An 18,375-nucleotide genomic window follows, 5' to 3' on the forward strand; every position below is an offset into this window, starting at 1 on the left:
TAAGGTTTTACATTATAAAACATTGGTCAAATTTTTGTCACAGGTTTTCCATTTTTATAAGGCTAAGATTCCGCTCATTCCTCTCGACGAGTATCCTGCGGTATGTTATGATGATACTCTGATAACGTGTTAACGAACTAAAGCGTTTGCCGCCTGTCCTTTAGGATGGGGAGGTTACCATTGCTGGAGGGAATAAAATGAGAAAAACAGCCATGTTCACAATGATGATTGGATTGATTATGATCGTTTTAGCCGGATGTTCCGGCGGTAAAGATAACAGCAAGCTGATCATCGGAATTGATGATAAATTTGCACCGATGGGTTTTAGAGATGAAAATAACGAGCTGACCGGATTTGATATTGATTACGCCAAGGCGGCTGCGGCGCAGATGGGTAAGCAAGTGGAATTTCAGCCCATTGACTGGTCTACCAAAGAATCCGAGCTGAACAGCGGCCGTATTGATCTGATTTGGAACGGATATACGATTACGGATGAGCGCAAGGAAAAAGTGCTGTTTACGAAGCCGTATCTGAAAAATAGTCAGGTGATCGCGCTTCCGACCAAATCCAATCTCACGAGGCTGGACGATCTGGCGGGCAAAAACGTGGGTCTTCAAACATTGTCCTCGGCAGCCGATGCACTAGATGCGAATCCGATCAAGAGCAAGGTGAAGGTGTCTGAGTATCCCGATAATGTGCTCGCTTTGACCGACCTGAAAACCGGACGTCTGGATGCGGTTGTCATTGATGAAGTGGTAGCCAAATACTATATGTCCAAAGAGCCAGGAACGTATAAGCTGCTTGATGAATCGCTGGCCCCTGAGGAGTACGGCATCGGCGTGAAAAAAGGGAACGAAGAGCTGCTGACGCAATTGCAATCTGCTTTGGATGAGCTGCACAAGAATGGCAAAGCTGCTGAGATTTCGAAAAAGTGGTTTGGTGAAGATAAAGTTTTGAATTAATACGTAGCGTATTGAACTAAGGGTTTAGGAGTCGAAGGTTATGAGTATGGATTATATTTTACGAATTATGAAGCCTATGCTCGAAGGGGCGCAGATGACGGTTATTTTATTTTTTATCACGCTCATCTTGTCCATTCCGCTGGGATTTATCGTTACATTGCTAGCGAAAAGCCGAATTAAGCCTATTGCCTGGCTGATGCATACGTACATTTATGTCATACGGGGCACACCGCTTTTGCTGCAACTGCTGTTCTTTTGCTTTGGTCTGCCGATGTTGCCTGTGATCGGGGAGTATCTGGTTCTGGACCGGACAACGGCTGCGTTGCTGGCGTTTGTGCTGAATTATGCGGCTTATTTTGCTGAAATTTTCAGAGGCGGGATGTTGTCGATTGATAAGGGGCAATACGAAGCTTCACAAGTGCTGGGCCTGAGCAAGTCGCAGACGTTGATTAGAGTCATTGTGCCACAAATGGTACGGATTGCTTTGCCTGCGGTCACGAATGAGGCGACAACATTGGTCAAGGATACGGCTCTGCTATACGCGGTAGCTGTACCGGAACTGCTGCATTTTGCGAATACGGCTGTGAACCGTGATTTTACGATTGTGCCTTATTTTGTAGCGGCTATGATCTATTTGTTGTTGGCTTTGGTGCTGACGCTATTCTTTAGAGCGCTGGAAAAACGTTTTAAATTTGAGTAAAAGGAATGTCGGGATATGAACACTAACGCAATAGAAGTAACCGATTTGAAAAAATCGTTCGGCAAGCTCGACGTTCTGAAAAGAGTGAGCTTTAATGTTAAGGAGGGCGAGGTTGTAGCTGTCATCGGTCCTTCGGGTTCAGGAAAAAGTACCATGCTCCGTAGTTTGGTACACCTGGAAGATGTGACGGGCGGGACGATCCGCATCCATGATAAAGCACTGGTGGAAAACGGTCAGTACGCTCCGGCAGGTGACATTAAGGGCATTACTACCGGGATGGGCATGGTGTTCCAGCATTTTAATCTGTTTCCTCACTTGACGGTGCAGGATAATCTGGAGCTGGCTCCGAAGCTGGTGAAAAAGGTTAGCAAGGCTGAGCTGCGTCGTCAAAGCGCTGAGCTGCTGGCTAAAGTCGGCTTGGCGGATAAAGCGGATGCGTATCCATCCCGGCTGTCGGGTGGACAGAAGCAGCGTGTGGCGATTGCCCGGGCAATGATGATGAATCCCGACATTTTGCTATTCGACGAACCGACCTCGGCCCTTGATCCCGAGCTGACGGGCGAGGTGCTGCGTGTTATCAAAAAGCTGGCTGAGGAGCATATGACGATGGTCATTGTGACCCACGAAATGAACTTTGCGAGAGATGTGGCGGATCGTGTCATTTTTATGGACAATGGAGAAATTGCGGAATCCGGTACGCCGGAGCAGATATTCGGCAATCCCCAGCTAGAGCGGACTAAGGTGTTTTTGAATCGGGTGGAGGCTTAAAAACATAGTTGCTCGTTTGGGTGTGTGTCGGGGAGGCGCTGCGCGCTCCCCCGCCGTAACTCCTCCTCCATCATCTATCTTCATGGTTTATTACCATCAACAAGTTCTTTCTCCCCGTTAAATACTTCAATCATCGTTAAGGCCCCCGTTCGATACCCGTGGATAAATGCTGCTGCGGAGTGCAGGGAAGTTGACTCGCTCAATAAATCAAACATGACTTCAATTTGCTCAAAATCGACTTCTGATAATTTATTTTTTAGCATCTCCATATATTCACTAATTTTTTGATTCACTTTTTGAGACTCAGGGTCGGTTGACTTTATTTGTTCACTGGGACGCCAATTCCCATAATACATATCTTCCAAAATCATTTTCATTATGCCTCCCTATGAATACTATTGTGTTAAGTCTTTGTCCTCACGTAAATCCATCACCCAAGGCAAAGTATACGGCATAAGTAAGCTACATGTTGATATTTATGCGCTTTTCGCATAGAGTTTTTTAGTATATAAGCTAGCTAAAGATGTACATGAGGCGCCACTACGCGGTCGGATGGTGCTTTCCATCGCTGTTGCGCCCGGATTTCTTAATTAAGCTGCAGTTCAGGTTTGCATGAATAATATTTGAGATGTTTCGTGAGAAAAAAGTAACGTTTGATTTTTAGTCAGTTATGATTTATGATGTAAGAAATATTGGATGCTGCTGGAACAATCATTAGGGTATGCGCTGATATATTCATCGTTTTTTGCGCGTGAAGCACACGGGCTGTTTCTTCCTTACAGGGGAGAGGCAGCCCTTTTTTGTTGAGATTTTTGCGAAATGTAACTACTTGAAGGAGTTAGGTTCCTGATATTAGGGGGATAAAACTTTGGTCAATGTAGTCTGTTTTTTTAGAATGCCTTTATATTAGAAGTTTTTCTTATAGATTTTGTGATAGGGAAACCATATAATATATAAGTTGTATCCAGTATTTTCCGGAAGTGGGGTTGCGATAAGTTCATGGGATTTGGGCTGATAGTACATAGTTTATAGTTTAAACAGACAAAGGGGATAGAGAGATGAGTATGAAAAAATGGATGTTGAGTTTGACCGCAGTCACATTGCTATGGGGAGCAACAAGTACAATTTCAACGACGGAAGCAGCAAGTAGCTCCAAACCGATTGAAGTATTATTGAATGCGAAAAAAATACAGTTTCCGGACGCTAAACCATTTCAGGATGATAATGATTATGTGATGGTTCCTATTCGTTTTGTATCCGAAGCGCTAGGGGCTAAGGTAGGCTGGGAGAAAGCAGGCGGTCAGTTGGCTGTGTCGATTAAGAATGATGCACATGTGGTCAACATGACGGTGGGACAGAACACGGCTACCGTGGATGGACAGAGTAAAACATATGAGACGAAGATTATTTTGAAGCAGAACCGTACTTTTGTACCGCTACGGCTGGTAAGTGAAGGCTTGGGACAGACGGTGGAATGGGATAAGGTCAGCCGCTGGGTTTGGATTGGGAAGAAGGAGATCGCTGCGCTGGAGGATACGGGGCATCAGGCAGTGAGCATTGAACCGTATAAAAAGGCAATAAACAAGATACCAAATCTTATAAACGATGTTGCAGGTAAGCCATACAACAAAGTAGTGATCTTCAAGCAATCTGATCTGCCTATTAAGCTACTTGAAGGTATTTATTCGATTGAGCCTTACACATCTCCAAAGGGTGTGCCTTATCTGCGTATGAGGGTGAAAACGAAGTCTACTACAGCAGGTAGCATATTTTACTTGACGAAGAATAAGGATGCACGTGTGCGTTTTCCGATGGACGGCTTGATGCAAGATAATGGAGACGGTACAAAGATGGTATATTACCCAATTTATTTGTCTGGAGATGAACTCTTTCAAGGCATTAAAAATTACAAATCCTTTAAATTGCAAGACATTGAATATATTGCATTCGGATTAGCGTCAGATGACTACATCCCTATGCTGGTCAACCCGTGGAAGGGAAACTAAGCACATGAAGAACACGGAACGCATTCTGGCCGTATTGCTGGTGGGGGTACTGCTTTTGTTGCAGCTTCCACCTTTTTCTTTTTCCACTGATAAGGCGGCAGCTGATACAGAAATCACACCGCTGTCTTACTATGCGGACAAGAATGACCGTTACTTTGTTGGTATGATGTACTTTGATATGTGGAAGAACACCGCTGGTAAGTGGGTTACAGATGGCGGTAAGGAGCCAGGGAAGGGAATGCATGGTGAAGCCAAATTCACCTACAAATTTCAGTTTCCGGGTCGTAAAATCAAGAACGTAACGGCTCGCTTGTACACAAAAGCGGACAATGGGAGCCATCCGGAATACTTCCAGGAATCCCGTTCTGATAGCTACGCACAGTATGCCTACGCGATGAGTAAAGGCACGGTGGAGGATGATAAACATTACTTTCAGCCGAAGGGAGTGGGGACAGATACCGCTATCATTCCAATCACTGTGAATATAAAACTTGATGCAGAAGTACAGGCTAAAAACATCAAGGAAGATAGCTGCCCGAATTGTGCCAAAGAGGTTGAGGCCTGGCGTATCTACCAGCCGATCCTGTTCAAGATCGAACTGGATGGCGGCTTGACCGTAAAGCATTATACCGAGACAGAAAAATTGCTTGACAACGTGTTTCCAACACGTAATGAAGACCTGAAAGTTGGTCAAACCTACGACTTCACGCCAGGCAGCAACCCGAACTACGAGTACGTGGGCTACAAGAAAAGCTCCACCGATGCGCCGCCGAGTGGCAACATTACGCCCGGCCAGCTCCCGGCATTGACGTATGACGGCAAATTTGAACAGTACACCGTCCATCTGTTCTACAAGGAGCTGAAGCCTGAAGAGGAGCCCCCGACAGGAGTCACCTGTACTCGACCTACGCCTAGCGGTAGCCAGTCGGACAAATACCTTGACCCGATGGTTTCTGCGGTCATAAAGGCCGACCAGCGTGGCGCACATCGGTTTGATGTAGCCAAGGGCATCCCGACCTCTGAAAGTCTGTATGGAAACGTGCTGGCCCGGAATTACCTGTTTCAAAACACCTACCAACAGCTCAAGGGCGAATGCACCTACAACGTCAAGCTGAAGCGCACGTATGATCTGGAATGGGAAGATATTAACGATACCCGGCACATGAAGGTCGTGGAATATTACAAATACGAAATTGTAAAACCGTACTCCTACTGGACGATCGACAACCTCGAGGTGTACGGTATCAAGAACGCGCAGCTACGCAACTATGCACTGCCGGGAGGTAGTATTACGATTCCGCCGAAGGACTATGCCCCTCCTGCTTTAGAGTCCGCGACCAATGGGAAATACTATCCGGCTCCTTCGCCGGGGATTATCGACGGCGGTTCACTTTATATTTATGGCGGCAAGAGTATGCCGAAGGTGCCCAATGAACAAAGGTCACTGGAGCCTGTGGCCCAGAAGGCTACACCAGACGTAGAGGTGGAAAACGATACTGTGAAATTCAACGGTCAGACGATCATGGACCACCAGCGTGTCAAGGAAAAAGGCCCGACTCCTGGCAAAATCCCTGAACCCGTAAAAATCGGGTCGGATACCCTGTACAGCCCAGGCCATGTGATTGAAAAGCACAAGATCAATAAACCCAATACGTCAAGTAGCGGTGATATCACCTATGCGATTCTAAAAGGAAATATCAATGGCGGTGCAGATAAGACTTTGCCGATTCAAGGGATCAACACCGTGACCGTCCACACGCCCGTGGTGAATCTTTCAAGCGTATCAGACGATGCTACCCACAACCAGAAAACCCAACCGACGAAAGGTCGATCGGCACTCATTCTGGAACGTCCTTTCCGCGTGACGATTTCGACGGCAGGCCCGCATTTGAATATTCCCGGCTATGGTGATCGGGAGTATGCCAAATATGTGCGAACCAAGCAGGTGCGATTTCCGTTTGATGTGTACGACAAGGGGAAAACTCAATTCTATCCGCATGGAACCTGGATCGACATTCCGGTAAGGCAACTGGACACAGACTTCTATTTGCCCGTATGGGTGGATGAAGGGAATTATACCGTTGAGTTTCGTACGATTGCGGAAAACGCACCGGACGGGTTCACTGAGCAGCGTCATGCCAATACGGATATCGAGCATCATGTCGCCAATGATGTGGTAGAGATCGAGGTCATCGGACGGATGTATGATTTTCATATCACAGATATTGCCGACTACCATTGGGAGAGGGTGTTCCGACAGCGCAAAGGAAGTCCGGTGCATAGCGGACTGTCCTATTGGACGGGACTAGGGAACATCGACGGACTGCCAAGGGGGAATCAGGAGCCGTTTACCTTGCCTGTCCGCCCTGGCAGTCATCCGCATGAAGGCTACCAAAATGTGGCGATCAAGACAGGCTACCACTTCAAGTTTGACCTCAAAACCAAAGGGAATATGTTCAGCGCCAAGGATGGTATCCGCATCACGCCATCATTCTATTGGGTGAGCAAGGATGGGCGTCAGCGAGAAGAGGTGGAGTTGTATACACATGCGGGAAGCCGCAAGTTCATCCGATTGGGATCGGCGGAGGATCGGGAGAAGCGATATGTCATTTTAAATGAGCGGCTGCGTAATGTACCGACAGAGGAAATACAGGATACAGCAGCCTATCAATACAAGCATGAGCTGAGTGAAGCACAGCGGAGCCAGTCGACGCTGGAACGCTATGTTTCCTTGTATGCCCAGCGTATCATGCGCAGCAAGACGTGGATCGGCCGTTACGATTGGCTGGTGCTGCCTGCGGCGGTGCGTACCTTGATCGGTCCCAAGACGGACCTGCCGGATGGAGTCGATGTCGACCGTGCCAATGCGTCGATTCAGCGCTGGTATGGCGAATATAGCTTGCCTGCTGATGTATACGTGGTTCCTAAAGGGACGGATTTACGTGAAGAAAGCCGTCGCCGGGAGCTAAACGAGCATGCGAGCATATTTAAGAAAACGGGCTACATCATTGTTAACTTCAATTTGGAGTCGCTCCGTCAGGGGGATACCGAGCATCCACATTTGCAGTATATTAACGGCCCGCTGCTGAACCAGTGGCAACTGGAAGGCTACCGGAGAGAAGTAAAAGACCCGTATGGACATACCTTTCGTTTACAGGATGGGGATGTAGCGTTTTATCATGCGGATCAGTCGAGCCGGGATGATTTTAGTTCCTTTGTTCCACATTAAGAACCCAAAAGAAGCTCACTTGATGGGAGATGCTTTTCATCCTTCGGTGAGCTTCTTCTATGCAAGCTGAACTCAAAAATGTACAAGTAAACGGAGTAGGCGGAATGGTGTTGTACAAGCGAAGCGGTCGCTTTAAAAGCGAGTTTCTTTCGCCCGGGCGTTGAAATTTGATGTGATGACGGGTACAGCTATGATTTCGTTTGGGGCTTTGTGCGGATTTACCGCTGGTCTGCTGAATCCATTTAATGTCGGCTTGGCACAGGTGATTGCGCAAATTCCTATTTTTTCAGGGCTGTGGCTTCGTGCCATCCTGTTGTCATCTTGATCGTCATTACACGGCAGACTACGGTACTTGCATTCCAGTTGGGAGATGGATTTTCAAATATGATTTTGCCTACTTCCTCAGCCTTAATGGGGAGCTTGGCCGTATCGGGTATTCCGTATCAGAAATGGGTTCGTTTCTTTTGGCCGCAAACAACACGGATTTGTGAAGAGAAATCCCCGGATATTTAAACGCCTTTGGGAGAACTGCAAAACTATAATAATAAAGAATTTAAATTTTGTAAGCGCAATCATCTTGGCGTACTTGCTTGTCATCACACACAATTGAGGAGGACGACTTGGATGGCTCAAAGGAAAGGCGCATGGCGAAGGGGAAGCTTGACCGCCGCGTTGGCAGCGATGCTGGCGATGACGGGTACGACTGGAGCAGTGGCTGCGGAAGACTTGTCCGAACCGACGACGCTACAGGCGGAATCAACAATCGCTGCTGAACAGCACCGTAGCGGCAGCATCCAACTGGAAAAGCTGGATCGGGGACTGATAGCTGAGGTGACGCAGGAGGGGGTATTTTTAAGCTGGCGGTTGCTGGCCCAGGAAGTGAATGGCTACGGCTCAACAGGGCTGACGGGAGCGGACTTTAACGTATACCGTGACGGCAAGAAGATCGCGACGGTAACCGACAGCACCAACTATGTTGATAAGGAAGGAAACGGAAATGCAGTGTACAGGGTGGCTTCGGTCGTTAATGGGCGGGAAAAGGATCGCAGCGCCAAAGTGACGCCGTGGCAGCAGGGTTACTATGAACTTCCTCTCCAAAAGCCTGCGGATGGAGTAACGCCAGCAGGTGAATCCTATACCTATTCGGCCAACGATATGAGTGTGGGGGATGTGGACGGAGACGGGCAATATGAATTTTTTGTGAAATGGGACCCGTCCAACTCCAAAGATGTATCTCAGAAGGGGTATACCGGAAATACGTATGTCGATGCATATACGGTCGAGGGTAAGCTGTTATATCGGATCGACCTGGGTGTGAATATTCGATCAGGTGCGCATTATACACAGATGATGGTGTACGATTTTGACGGCGATGGTAAAGCCGAGCTGATGTTCAAAACGGCTCCGGGTACCAAAACGATTTCTTTTGATAAGAAGGGCAAGCCGAAAAAAGAAAAATATATTACCCTGCCTCGTGAGGATCGTAAAGCAGGGATTACGCACAAGGACGATTACCGTTTAAGTCGTTCGGATTATTATGAGCATGTGGTGAACATGTTTATGAACTGGACGAAGCATGAAGAAGTGGTCAAGGGACAATGGCCTGCTACGCTAGAGGAATGCTTTGGCATCGCTCCGAAGTATAATTATCCGTTATCCCGAAAGGATGCAGAAAGCCTGACAGACTACTTTATGGATGTATATGCGCCTGCACGGAGCGGCAAAAACAAGCTGAGAGAGTTCGAAGGCTTCATTGTGGATGGACCGGAGTATTTGACTATTTTCAAAGGAAAAACGGGGGCTGAGCTGGATACCGTCCGCTATGAGCCGGAGCGTCATGACGATGGGCTCATGTGGGGCGATTACGCTATGGCCCGAATTGAACCCGCTAACCGTGTGGATCGCTTCCTGGCAGGAGTGGCTTATCTGGACGGCCGCAAGCCTTATGCCGTATTTGCACGCGGCTATTATACGCGTTCTACCTTGGTCACCTACACATGGGATGGACGCCATCTCCAAAAGCATTGGATGGTGGATAGCGGTTGGGTGCCGATGACGAATCCGTTTAACGACAGTCCGCACGGGCGCGATGGAACGGACTCGCAATTCGGTACTTTGACCACACAGGGAGCGCATTCGTTTAGCGTCTCGGATGTGGACGGTGACGGAAAGGACGAAATCGTGTACGGCGCCGCCACGATCGACCACGATGGCAGCTTGCTGTACAGCTCGTTTGATGTCATGCCTCCTGAAAGCGCGATTCCGGGCCAAACAGCTAGACTGGGACATGGAGATGCGCTGCATGTGACGGACATTGACCCGGATCGACCAGGCAAGGAAATCTTTATGGTGTATGAGGGCGGTACCTATGCTCCTTATGGTTATGCTCTAAGGGATGCCAAAACGGGCAAAGTCATTTACGGAGGATATTCCGGTAAAGATACAGGCCGGGGAATGATCGGTGATATAGACCCTGAACAGCGAGGGCTGGAAACCTGGGCCATGGGCTTGTGGACTGCTACGGGTAAACAGCTCGATACGAAGATGCCGGGCACCAATATGAATATCAAATGGGCCGCCGATATGACCACCCAAATCGTAAACGGAGCGATTGACGTGACTCCAACCATTGAGGACTGGAGACGGGGCACACTGTTGACCGCAACTGGAACTAAAACGAACAATTATACGAAAGGAACGCCATCGCTGGTTGCGGACGTTTTCGGAGATTGGCGCGAGGAAATGCTTGTTCGTACAGCGGATAGCTCGGCGATCCGTATCTATATGAGCACCGAACCTACAACACATAAATTATACACGTTGATGCATGATCCGCAGTATCGGGCGGACGTGGCCCGCCAGAATTCGGCCTATAACCAGCCATCCTATACAAGCTTTTACCTTGCATCCGATATGAATTGGGCGAATGTGCCGATTCCCAAGCTCTACACGCCAAGAGCTTTGATGGAGGAAGAGAGCAGTGATGAGGTGGATGAGGCAGAGTCAGCAGTTCCAGCAGAGGCTTTATAAACGACTAGCTTAAGACTAAGACTTTACCACATAAAATTAGTTAATGGATTTAGAAAAAGGGCAAGCCTCTTAAGTATTTAGACGCTTGCCTTTTTGCGTTTTTAAAGCATTAACAGCAGCATAGAACGCGGAGCGTCGTTAGAACACCTCTTTTACTCTTACCCTTCTATTTGTAAAGCTGGAGTGGACTCTCTAAATATCGGCTCTGTTTTGATATGTGTGATTTGATAAGGTCGGGAAGGATCTTTGACCCGTGCCAATAGCATCTCAGCCGCCGTAATGCCCATCTCGTTATTGTAGATATGGACGGTAGATAAATGAGGCTCCACAATCCGGGATTCAGGAGCGTTATCAAACCCAAACACAGCAATATCCGCAGGAATTTTCAAATTTTTATTTTTGAGCGCTTTCATGACACTGACGGCAATAAAATCATTGGCACACACGAACGCAGACGGTAGCACATTCATGCTCTCCAATTGTTTATCCATCCAATCCGATTCGGAGAAAAAATTTCGGTCCTGATCGACGATACAGCAAGATAAATCCACATTTAGACCCGCTTCGATTAAAGCTCTGTTATATCCAATCCACCGCTCGTTGAAGCTTTTGCAATGCTTATAATTCCCAGCAAAACCGATCCGTGTAAATCCTTCATCAATCAGGCTTTTGGTGACAGAATAAACGCTATGTTCATTTTCCATCAACAATAAATCCGCTTTCAAATCAAGGTGAAAAATGTCCACAGAGCAATCAATAAAGATCGTGGGCAGTCCCAAATCCGTAATGAGCTCACTATATTGTGGATCAAACATTTCAATAAAAATGATTCCATCGACCTTGGAAGCTTCAAAATTGTTAGGAAGTGTTCCTGCATGTACTTCATTTTCCCGCACAATATGAATCGACAGGTTATATCCTTCTGCGCTTATTCTTTTCTCCAGACCACTGATGAGGAAGGAGCCAAAATGTGAGCTGTTCGGCAGATTGCATGTGAACAGGGCAATGTTACCTTGACTTTTCGGGATGATGCTCTCCGTTTCCATATAGGCAAATTGCTTATATTTGAGTTCTATGGCTTTTTTTATGACCTTGCTCCGAGTATCAACCGGGATGCTGTCATTACCGTTAATCGCTTTGGACGCGGTATTTCGGGAGATTCCCAAAGCGTCAGCAATGTCTTGAATGGTGACTTTTTCTTTCTTCATAGACAGGTTCCACCTTCACTAATAAATGGATTGCTTGAGAGATACAGTTGCCTCTTACGGCTCTCCGTTCAGACCTTAATGTATCTTAAATGTATAATAGTTCGCATAAAATAGCAACTTTTACATTACAAATGAACAAGAAATATTTACATTTGGAAGATTTATTTGATAACTTATATTTATCTTCATCGAATCGACAAATGAATTTAAATTCAATTTTATACATTTTATATTACAAAAAAATAACTTATTAATAGTATTTTTTAGTCAAATGTAAATAAATTGTTTTACAAAAATCATTGACGGATGACATTTCGATTTGGTAAATTGAAGATGGAAATTGTAAGCCTTTTCAAATTTGTTATACAGATGGTTTATTACAGATTGGGGGAATTGCGAGTTTTTCCCTAAAGCTTTATACGCTGAAATGAGACGTTCTCCATGACGATCTAAACAGCGGATTTTCCAGTTATTTTGTAGTGGATGTGCGGTGTTGATCCGTACTAGAAGGTAGGGGGTTGGGGATGAAGGTGGAGTTTACAAACACGCGAACGAACCTGACCGATTGGCAGATTAAAGGACAGGGGCACATGGAGGATAACGTCCAGGGTCTTTTGCTAAGGTCGGAGCCACAGGAAATTGTGATGGCTATGTCTGGGACAATGTCAAAGGATTTTAGTTTTGAAGCAGATGTTATGGTCATAGACACACATGCAGATGCTGCGCTTGTATTCCGTTCCAGTGAGGATGGACGCTCCTCCTATATGCTCCAGATCGCGCCGGATGCCGGATTGTTGCGATTGCGGGATGCTGCCGGAGACACTGAAAGACTGAAAGAGGAACGTCGGGTAGATTTAAAAAAAGGAGATATTTATCATCTCAAGGTGAGCGTGGAAGGATCTCATCTTCAGGTGTACTGGGATGAGGGCTATAGTCCAATCATGGATGTAGTCGATACGACGTATACAGCAGGATATTTGGGACTGAATGTTTGGAATGGCTCGGCCTTGTTTCAGAACATTCAGGTTAGTGATATGGATACCAATGTAAGTGAGCCGCTGCTGGTCCGTGGAAAATGGGAGCCTGACCTGAGGGGACAAAGGGCTGAGGGAACAAGTGCAGAAGGTGCGTTGAAAATATATGGCTCCGCAGCTACAGACCTGGTACTGGAAGGGAGTGTGACGCTGAATCCTTCTGAACCGGGAATGGAGGCAGGACTATTTTTCAGAGGGAGCCAGGACGGAAAGGATGGATATGTTGCTTCTGTGCAAGGAGAAGGCAATCAGGTTCGTGTACAATTGAAGAAGGCGGACGGAACGGTGATTACAAGGTCGGCGCAGACGTATCCGGGTACAACGGGCGGCAAACACAGTTTGGAAATCAACGCACATGGAGAGCGGATTCGCGTATTTATAGATGGCTATACTCCTGCGGCGATTGACATTGTGGATAATAGCTATTCCAGTGGTTTTACAGGCATAAAGGTAGCTGGGGGGACAGCTTATTTTCAGGATTTCTACCTCACCCCGGCCCCGGATTACTATACAGAAAAGTACCGACCCCAATATCATTATTCCCCTGCCAGAGGTTCGGCCAGCGATCCGAACGGATTGGTTTATTTCGAAGGCGAGTATCACCTGTTCCATCAGGATGGAGGACAATGGGCACATGCGGTCAGCACCAATCTATTGGATTGGAAAAGGCTTCCGTTTGCATTGAAGTGGAATGATCTCGGCCATATCTGGTCCGGCTCGGCTGTAGCAGACCTAACCAATGCCTCCGACTTATTCGGCGACTATGGCGGAACAGGACTGATCGCTTATTATACTTCTTTCAATCCCGATCAGCCCAGGGGCAACCAGAGAATCGGTCTTGCCTACAGCGCGGACCGGGGGCGTACATGGCAATACCCGAAAGACCGTCCCATTGTGATAGAGAATCCGGGCAAAAGTGAAGAAGACCCCGGCAACTGGGATTTTCGTGATCCAAAAGTGGTATGGGACGAAACCCATCAGCGCTGGATCATGGTCGTGTCGGGAGGCGATCATATCCGTTTTTTTACCTCCACGAATCTAATAGATTGGATATGGACGGATAATTTCGGCTATGGCGATTATATACGTGGCGGGGTGTGGGAATGCCCGGATCTATTCCGGCTTCCGGTCGATGATGAAGATGACTATGAAGATAATCATGAAAGTAACTTTAAATGGGTGCTGATGATTAGCACTGGAGCCAGCACGAACACTCAAGGCTCGGATGCGGAATATTTTATCGGTGAACTGACGCCTGATGGCAAATTTCTTAATGATCTTTCGCCTGGGAATGTGTTAAGAACCGATTGGGGAAAGGAATTCTATGCCTCTATGTCCTTCTCCAATGTACCCGACGGGCGGCGTATCATGCTGGCATGGATGACGAATTGGGACTATCCGTTCAGCTTTCCGACCTCTCCCTGGAAGGGGCAGTTTAGCATCCCGAGAGAGTTATCGCTAAAAACAACCCGTGAAGGCATCCGTTTGATACAGCATCCGATATCCGAGTTGACTTCGCTGCGTACTGGTTTATTTTCGCTAGACAACCAGAGCGTCGCGGAATCTTCTCCGAATATACTGGAAGGTTTGAACGCAGGTGCCTATGAGATTGAAGCGGAGTTCGAACTGCCTTCAGTTGGGGTTACCTCGACTTTTGGTTTTTACGTGCGGGATGGCGGTGAGCAAAGAACCATAGTCGGCTATAAAACAGACGTACAACAATTGTTTGTAAACCGTGCTGATTCAGGGCTTACTGATTTCTCCAGTCTGTTTTCAACGCTTCATGAAGCATCACTTGCACCCGTCGGAAATCGAATCCAAATGAGAATATTCGTGGATGAATCCTCGGTCGAGGTGTTTGGGAATGACGGAGAAGTCGTATTTTCGGATATTATTTTGCCCGATTCGGCGCGAAGAGGGATGAGCTTTTTCGTCCAAGGCGGTGAGGTCAAAATCGTTTCCCTTCGTGTATATGCGCTACGAAACAGCTGGAGGCTGCCAGATGCTTCGTTCGCCAGAGTGATCATGGATCACACGTATGTGGAGCTTGCGAGGGAGCAGTCAAAGCGTTTGTACGCGAGTGTGGAGAATGAGCCTGGGGTAAAAGAAAACTCGCTGATTTGGGCTTCCAGTAATGTTGGGATTGTAAAGATCACCGCATCTGAGGACGGAAGTGCACTAATGAAAGCGAGTTCGCCCGGAGAAGCTGTTATTACAGCTTCCGACTTGGAGGGTAAGGTGCGTGGCAGTACCTTGGTCAAAGTGCACGGCGGGGTGTTTCATACCAACCTGACGGGCTGGAAGCCGGATGTTACTGCATCGCAGTGGATCGTGACAACGGATGGGATACGTGGAAGCTATATCATGGATGCGAATTACATGGCTATTGAGCAGGCGAAAGATTTCACGTATGAGGCAGATGTGAAGCTGTCTGAACATGGGAGTGCAGGCTCCATGCTCTTCCGCGCCAATGCTGACGGATCAAGCGGCTATTACCTGAATGTGGACCCCAATATGAAATCCATCCGTCTGTTTTATAAAAAAGACGGCCGATTCGAGGATCAGCAGGTGCTTGCCAAGGTCCCGAGGTTTGTTCTGCCGGAAATGTTTCATCATATTAAAATCGTGGCAGAGGGCCTGCGCATTCGCGTTGACGTAGACGGTGAGCAGGTCATCGACCTGGAAGATGGTACGTTTACCGAGGGACATGTGGGTGTGAATGTATTTGGAGGGCAGGCATTTTACCAACATGTAAGGATCGAGCAAATTTGAATTTTCTTATTCATCAGGAGAGCCGTGTATACGGACTCTCTTTTTTTACGGCTTGATATCATTGAGAATATGAAATGTAACCGCAGACATGTAAAGTATGTGATATCTTATCTAACGTAAAATTTGACACATATGTGAAATGAGGATATATGTCAGGGATTTCATGGAAAATCAAATTGACTGGATTGGTTCCTGTCTCTAATATGTAATTATATCCCAGGCAAAAACAGAGATTTGTGTAAGGTAATATAACGTAGAGAGGAGGGAATGAATGGACTCTTTAGCTGATCTCTCGGAGACCCCTTTAGCATTAGAAGCCCTCAGACGACATCCCTGTTATAACGAAGAGGCACATCGCTATTTTGCGCGCATTCATCTTCCGGTGGCCCCGGCATGCAATATTCAGTGCCATTATTGCAACCGCAAATTCGATTGCGTCAATGAAAGCCGTCCCGGCGTTGTCAGTGAACTGCTCACGCCGGAGCAGGCGGCGCGCAAGACCTATGGCGTAGCGGCACAGCTGATGCAGCTGTCCGTTGTCGGCATTGCGGGACCTGGAGATCCGCTGGCCAATGCGGAGGCAACCTTCGATACCTTCCGCCGGGTCCGTGAGACAGTTAAGGATGTCATATTCTGTCTCAGCACGAATGGCCTTACCTTGATCAGGCATGTCGACAGGATTGTAGAGTTGGGCATTTCGCATGTCACGATCACGATCAATGCTGTAGATCCAGTGGTGGGGAGCCGCATTTATGGATGGGTCTACGATGAAGGAAAACGCTATGCAGGAGAGGAGGCCGCGCGGCTGTTGATTGACCGCCAGCTGGCAGGCTTGAAGATGCTGGCTTCGAGAGGCGTATTGTGCAAGGTGAACTCGGTGCTGATTCCCGAAGTCAATGATGCCCATCTACCAGAGGTAGCCAGGGTGGTCAAGGAGCACGGCGCGGTGCTGCACAACATTATGCCACTCATCATCGCACCCGGTAGCCGGTATGAGCAGGAAGGGATGCGGGCCCCCCGTCCCCGTCTGGTCCGGCAGCTGCAGGAGCAATGTGCTGACGCGGGGGCTGTCATTATGCGCCATTGCCGTCAGTGCAGGGCGGATGCGATTGGACTGCTGGGCGAGGATCGCAATCAGGATTTTACATGGGAGAACATAGCGGCTGCTCCTCCCATGGATGAAGGGGCAAGGGCACAATTTCAGAAAGAACTGGATGAGAAGGTGAGAGTGAGAATGGAGCGCAAGGAGGGACAATTGCACCACAAACAACCGTCAACCGGGCCTGGTTGTAGCTGCCCGTTATCGGGGGATAAGCCTGAAGCGAGCTTTGCCTCAAAGCCAGTCCTAATCGCTGTGACCAGTCGTGGCGGAGGGAAGGTGAATCAGCATTTCGGTCGTGCCAAGGAATTTATGATTTATGAAAGCGACGGGACCATCGTAAATTTCATAGGCATTCGTAAGGTGCAATCCTACTGCCACGGGAAAGCCGATTGCAACGGGGACAAGGCCGAGACGATGAAGGAGATCCTTTCCATGGTGCATGACTGTGCATTGCTGCTGTCGTCCGGCATAGGCGAAGCCCCCAAAGAGGCATTGCAGGAAGCTGGCGTGCTACCTATTGTATGCGGCGGGGATATTGAGGAATCCGTTCTGGAATATGTAAAATTTCTGCGTTATATGTATCCTGTGCAGAGCAATAAGGGAAGTAAGCATTTACCCATTGAACATTTTGGAGGCTGAGAAAATATGAGACAAATTGCGTTTTACGGTAAGGGCGGTATCGGCAAATCGACAACCTCGCAGAATACACTGGCTCAGCTCGCAACCAAATTCAAACAAAAAATTATGATCGTAGGCTGTGATCCCAAGGCAGACTCCACCCGTCTTATTCTGAATACGAAGGCCCAACAGACCGTACTGCATCTGGCGGCTGAGATGGGTACGGTGGAGGACCTGGAGCTGAAGGACGTTGTCCAGAAGGGCTTCGGTGACATCCTGAACGTGGAATGCGGCGGGCCAGAGCCTGGTGTCGGCTGTGCAGGGCGCGGTATCATTACAGCCATTAATTTTCTGGAGGAAGAGGGGGCCTACGAAGGGCTGGATTTCGTGTCCTACGATGTACTGGGGGACGTCGTGTGCGGGGGCTTCGCCATGCCGATCCGGGAGAAGAAGGCGCAGGAAATCTACATCGTATGCTCAGGCGAGATGATGGCTATGTACGCTGCCAACAATATTGCACGCGGGATCTTGAAGTACGCCAATAGCGGCGGGGTGCGTTTGGGCGGCTTAATCTGCAACAGCCGGAATACGGACCTGGAAGCGGAATTGATTACAGAGCTTGCAAGGAGACTGAACACGCAGATGATCCACTTTTTGCCGCGTGACAATGTTGTGCAGCACGCTGAGCTGCGCCGTATGACCGTTACCCAATATAACCCGGAACATAAGCAGGCTGCGGAGTATGAAGAGCTGGCAGGTAAAATTTTGAATAACGACATGCTAACGGTTCCCACTCCCATTTCCATGGAAGATCTGGAGGATCTGTTGATGGAGTTCGGCATTATTGAGGATGAAGAGACCGCTATTAACAAAGCTGAGGCGTCGGGGCAGTAGACCGTAGCCAGAAGGCTTCATGACGGAACTATCGTGTGATAATGGGGGGAGC

The 18,375-nt window shown here is 47.9% G+C and carries 12 protein-coding genes and 1 pseudogene; 11 read left to right on the forward strand and 2 right to left on the reverse strand.

From position 1 onward, the window contains the following. Nucleotides 1-197 precede the first annotated feature (197 nt). The 3 genes from AC0WRU_RS04865 to AC0WRU_RS04875 are packed head-to-tail and all read left to right on the forward strand — an operon-like array spanning nt 198 to nt 2,430. Entirely contained in the window at nt 198-962 is a 765-nt protein-coding gene (locus AC0WRU_RS04865) for an amino acid ABC transporter substrate-binding protein (RefSeq protein ID WP_476127452.1), read from the forward strand. Between the two features lie 40 nt (nt 963-1,002). Beyond that, nucleotides 1,003-1,662: an amino acid ABC transporter permease gene (locus AC0WRU_RS04870; protein WP_025683112.1), complete on the forward strand. Its 660-nt coding sequence runs from the start codon at nt 1,003-1,005 to the stop codon at nt 1,660-1,662. Between the two features lie 15 nt (nt 1,663-1,677). Then, nucleotides 1,678-2,430 (forward strand): amino acid ABC transporter ATP-binding protein, encoded by a 753-nt coding sequence (locus tag AC0WRU_RS04875; protein ID WP_476127453.1) that lies wholly within the window; start codon nt 1,678-1,680, stop codon nt 2,428-2,430. 80 nt (nt 2,431-2,510) lie between these two features. Here the strand turns inward: AC0WRU_RS04875 and AC0WRU_RS04880 are convergent, their stop codons facing one another. After that, the gene (locus AC0WRU_RS04880) at nt 2,511-2,801 is read right to left on the reverse strand and encodes a DUF6809 family protein (RefSeq protein ID WP_476127454.1); all 291 of its coding nucleotides are present in this window, start codon (nt 2,799-2,801) and stop codon (nt 2,511-2,513) included. A gap of 687 nt (nt 2,802-3,488) precedes the next feature. On the opposite strand from AC0WRU_RS04880, the gene AC0WRU_RS04885 reads away from it, so the two are divergent. The 5 genes and pseudogenes from AC0WRU_RS04885 to AC0WRU_RS04905 all read left to right on the forward strand — a co-directional run bounded on the left by AC0WRU_RS04885 (nt 3,489) and on the right by AC0WRU_RS04905 (nt 10,695). Then, nucleotides 3,489-4,436, forward strand: a complete 948-nt coding sequence (locus AC0WRU_RS04885; RefSeq protein ID WP_476127455.1) for a copper amine oxidase N-terminal domain-containing protein — start codon at nt 3,489-3,491, stop codon at nt 4,434-4,436. A gap of 4 nt (nt 4,437-4,440) precedes the next feature. Continuing rightward, nucleotides 4,441-7,665 carry a DUF5704 domain-containing protein gene (locus AC0WRU_RS04890; protein WP_476127456.1) on the forward strand — a complete coding sequence of 1,075 codons (3,225 nt, stop codon included), beginning with the start codon at nt 4,441-4,443 and terminating at the stop codon, nt 7,663-7,665. Between the two features lie 175 nt (nt 7,666-7,840). After that, nucleotides 7,841-7,990: a hypothetical protein gene (locus AC0WRU_RS04895; protein ID WP_476128576.1), complete on the forward strand. Its 150-nt coding sequence runs from the start codon at nt 7,841-7,843 to the stop codon at nt 7,988-7,990. A 2-nt stretch (nt 7,991-7,992) separates the two neighbouring features. After that, nucleotides 7,993-8,133: pseudogene (locus AC0WRU_RS04900) on the forward strand (hypothetical protein); the annotation flags it as partial. Between the two features lie 156 nt (nt 8,134-8,289). Further along, entirely contained in the window at nt 8,290-10,695 is a 2,406-nt protein-coding gene (locus AC0WRU_RS04905; RefSeq protein ID WP_476127457.1) for a rhamnogalacturonan lyase, read from the forward strand. A gap of 158 nt (nt 10,696-10,853) precedes the next feature. Here AC0WRU_RS04905 and AC0WRU_RS04910 read toward each other — a convergent pair whose 3' ends face one another. Then, nucleotides 10,854-11,903 carry a substrate-binding domain-containing protein gene (locus AC0WRU_RS04910; protein ID WP_476127458.1) on the reverse strand — a complete coding sequence of 350 codons (1,050 nt, stop codon included), beginning with the start codon at nt 11,901-11,903 and terminating at the stop codon, nt 10,854-10,856. Between the two features lie 524 nt (nt 11,904-12,427). On the opposite strand from AC0WRU_RS04910, the gene AC0WRU_RS04915 reads away from it, so the two are divergent. The 3 genes from AC0WRU_RS04915 to nifH all read left to right on the forward strand — a co-directional run bounded on the left by AC0WRU_RS04915 (nt 12,428) and on the right by nifH (nt 18,323). Beyond that, on the forward strand, nt 12,428-15,709 hold the full coding sequence (locus AC0WRU_RS04915; protein WP_476127459.1) for a glycoside hydrolase family 32 protein: 3,282 nt from the start codon (nt 12,428-12,430) through the stop codon (nt 15,707-15,709). Between the two features lie 271 nt (nt 15,710-15,980). Continuing rightward, entirely contained in the window at nt 15,981-17,450 is a 1,470-nt protein-coding gene (gene nifB, locus AC0WRU_RS04920; RefSeq protein WP_476127460.1) for a nitrogenase cofactor biosynthesis protein NifB, read from the forward strand. A 6-nt stretch (nt 17,451-17,456) separates the two neighbouring features. Further along, nucleotides 17,457-18,323 carry a nitrogenase iron protein gene (gene nifH, locus AC0WRU_RS04925; RefSeq protein ID WP_476127461.1) on the forward strand — a complete coding sequence of 289 codons (867 nt, stop codon included), beginning with the start codon at nt 17,457-17,459 and terminating at the stop codon, nt 18,321-18,323. Nucleotides 18,324-18,375 lie beyond the last annotated feature (52 nt).

The organism is Paenibacillus sp. 1-8, assembly GCF_056316205.1.

Bases quoted from the DNA above. Each gene is read 5' to 3' on its own strand.
- nifB (WP_476127460.1), top strand. From the start codon at position 15,981: ATGGACTCTTTAGCTGATCTCTCGGAGACCCCTTTAGCATTAGAAGCC.
- nifH (WP_476127461.1), top strand. From the start codon at position 17,457: ATGAGACAAATTGCGTTTTACGGTAAGGGCGGTATCGGCAAATCGACA.
- AC0WRU_RS04895 (WP_476128576.1), top strand. From the start codon at position 7,841: ATGACGGGTACAGCTATGATTTCGTTTGGGGCTTTGTGCGGATTTACC.
- AC0WRU_RS04915 (WP_476127459.1), top strand. From the start codon at position 12,428: ATGAAGGTGGAGTTTACAAACACGCGAACGAACCTGACCGATTGGCAG.
- AC0WRU_RS04885 (WP_476127455.1), top strand. From the start codon at position 3,489: ATGAGTATGAAAAAATGGATGTTGAGTTTGACCGCAGTCACATTGCTA.
- AC0WRU_RS04875 (WP_476127453.1), top strand. From the start codon at position 1,678: ATGAACACTAACGCAATAGAAGTAACCGATTTGAAAAAATCGTTCGGC.
- AC0WRU_RS04870 (WP_025683112.1), top strand. From the start codon at position 1,003: ATGAGTATGGATTATATTTTACGAATTATGAAGCCTATGCTCGAAGGG.
- AC0WRU_RS04910 (WP_476127458.1), bottom strand. From the start codon at position 11,903: ATGAAGAAAGAAAAAGTCACCATTCAAGACATTGCTGACGCTTTGGGA.
- AC0WRU_RS04865 (WP_476127452.1), top strand. From the start codon at position 198: ATGAGAAAAACAGCCATGTTCACAATGATGATTGGATTGATTATGATC.
- AC0WRU_RS04905 (WP_476127457.1), top strand. From the start codon at position 8,290: ATGGCTCAAAGGAAAGGCGCATGGCGAAGGGGAAGCTTGACCGCCGCG.
- AC0WRU_RS04880 (WP_476127454.1), bottom strand. From the start codon at position 2,801: ATGATTTTGGAAGATATGTATTATGGGAATTGGCGTCCCAGTGAACAA.
- AC0WRU_RS04890 (WP_476127456.1), top strand. From the start codon at position 4,441: ATGAAGAACACGGAACGCATTCTGGCCGTATTGCTGGTGGGGGTACTG.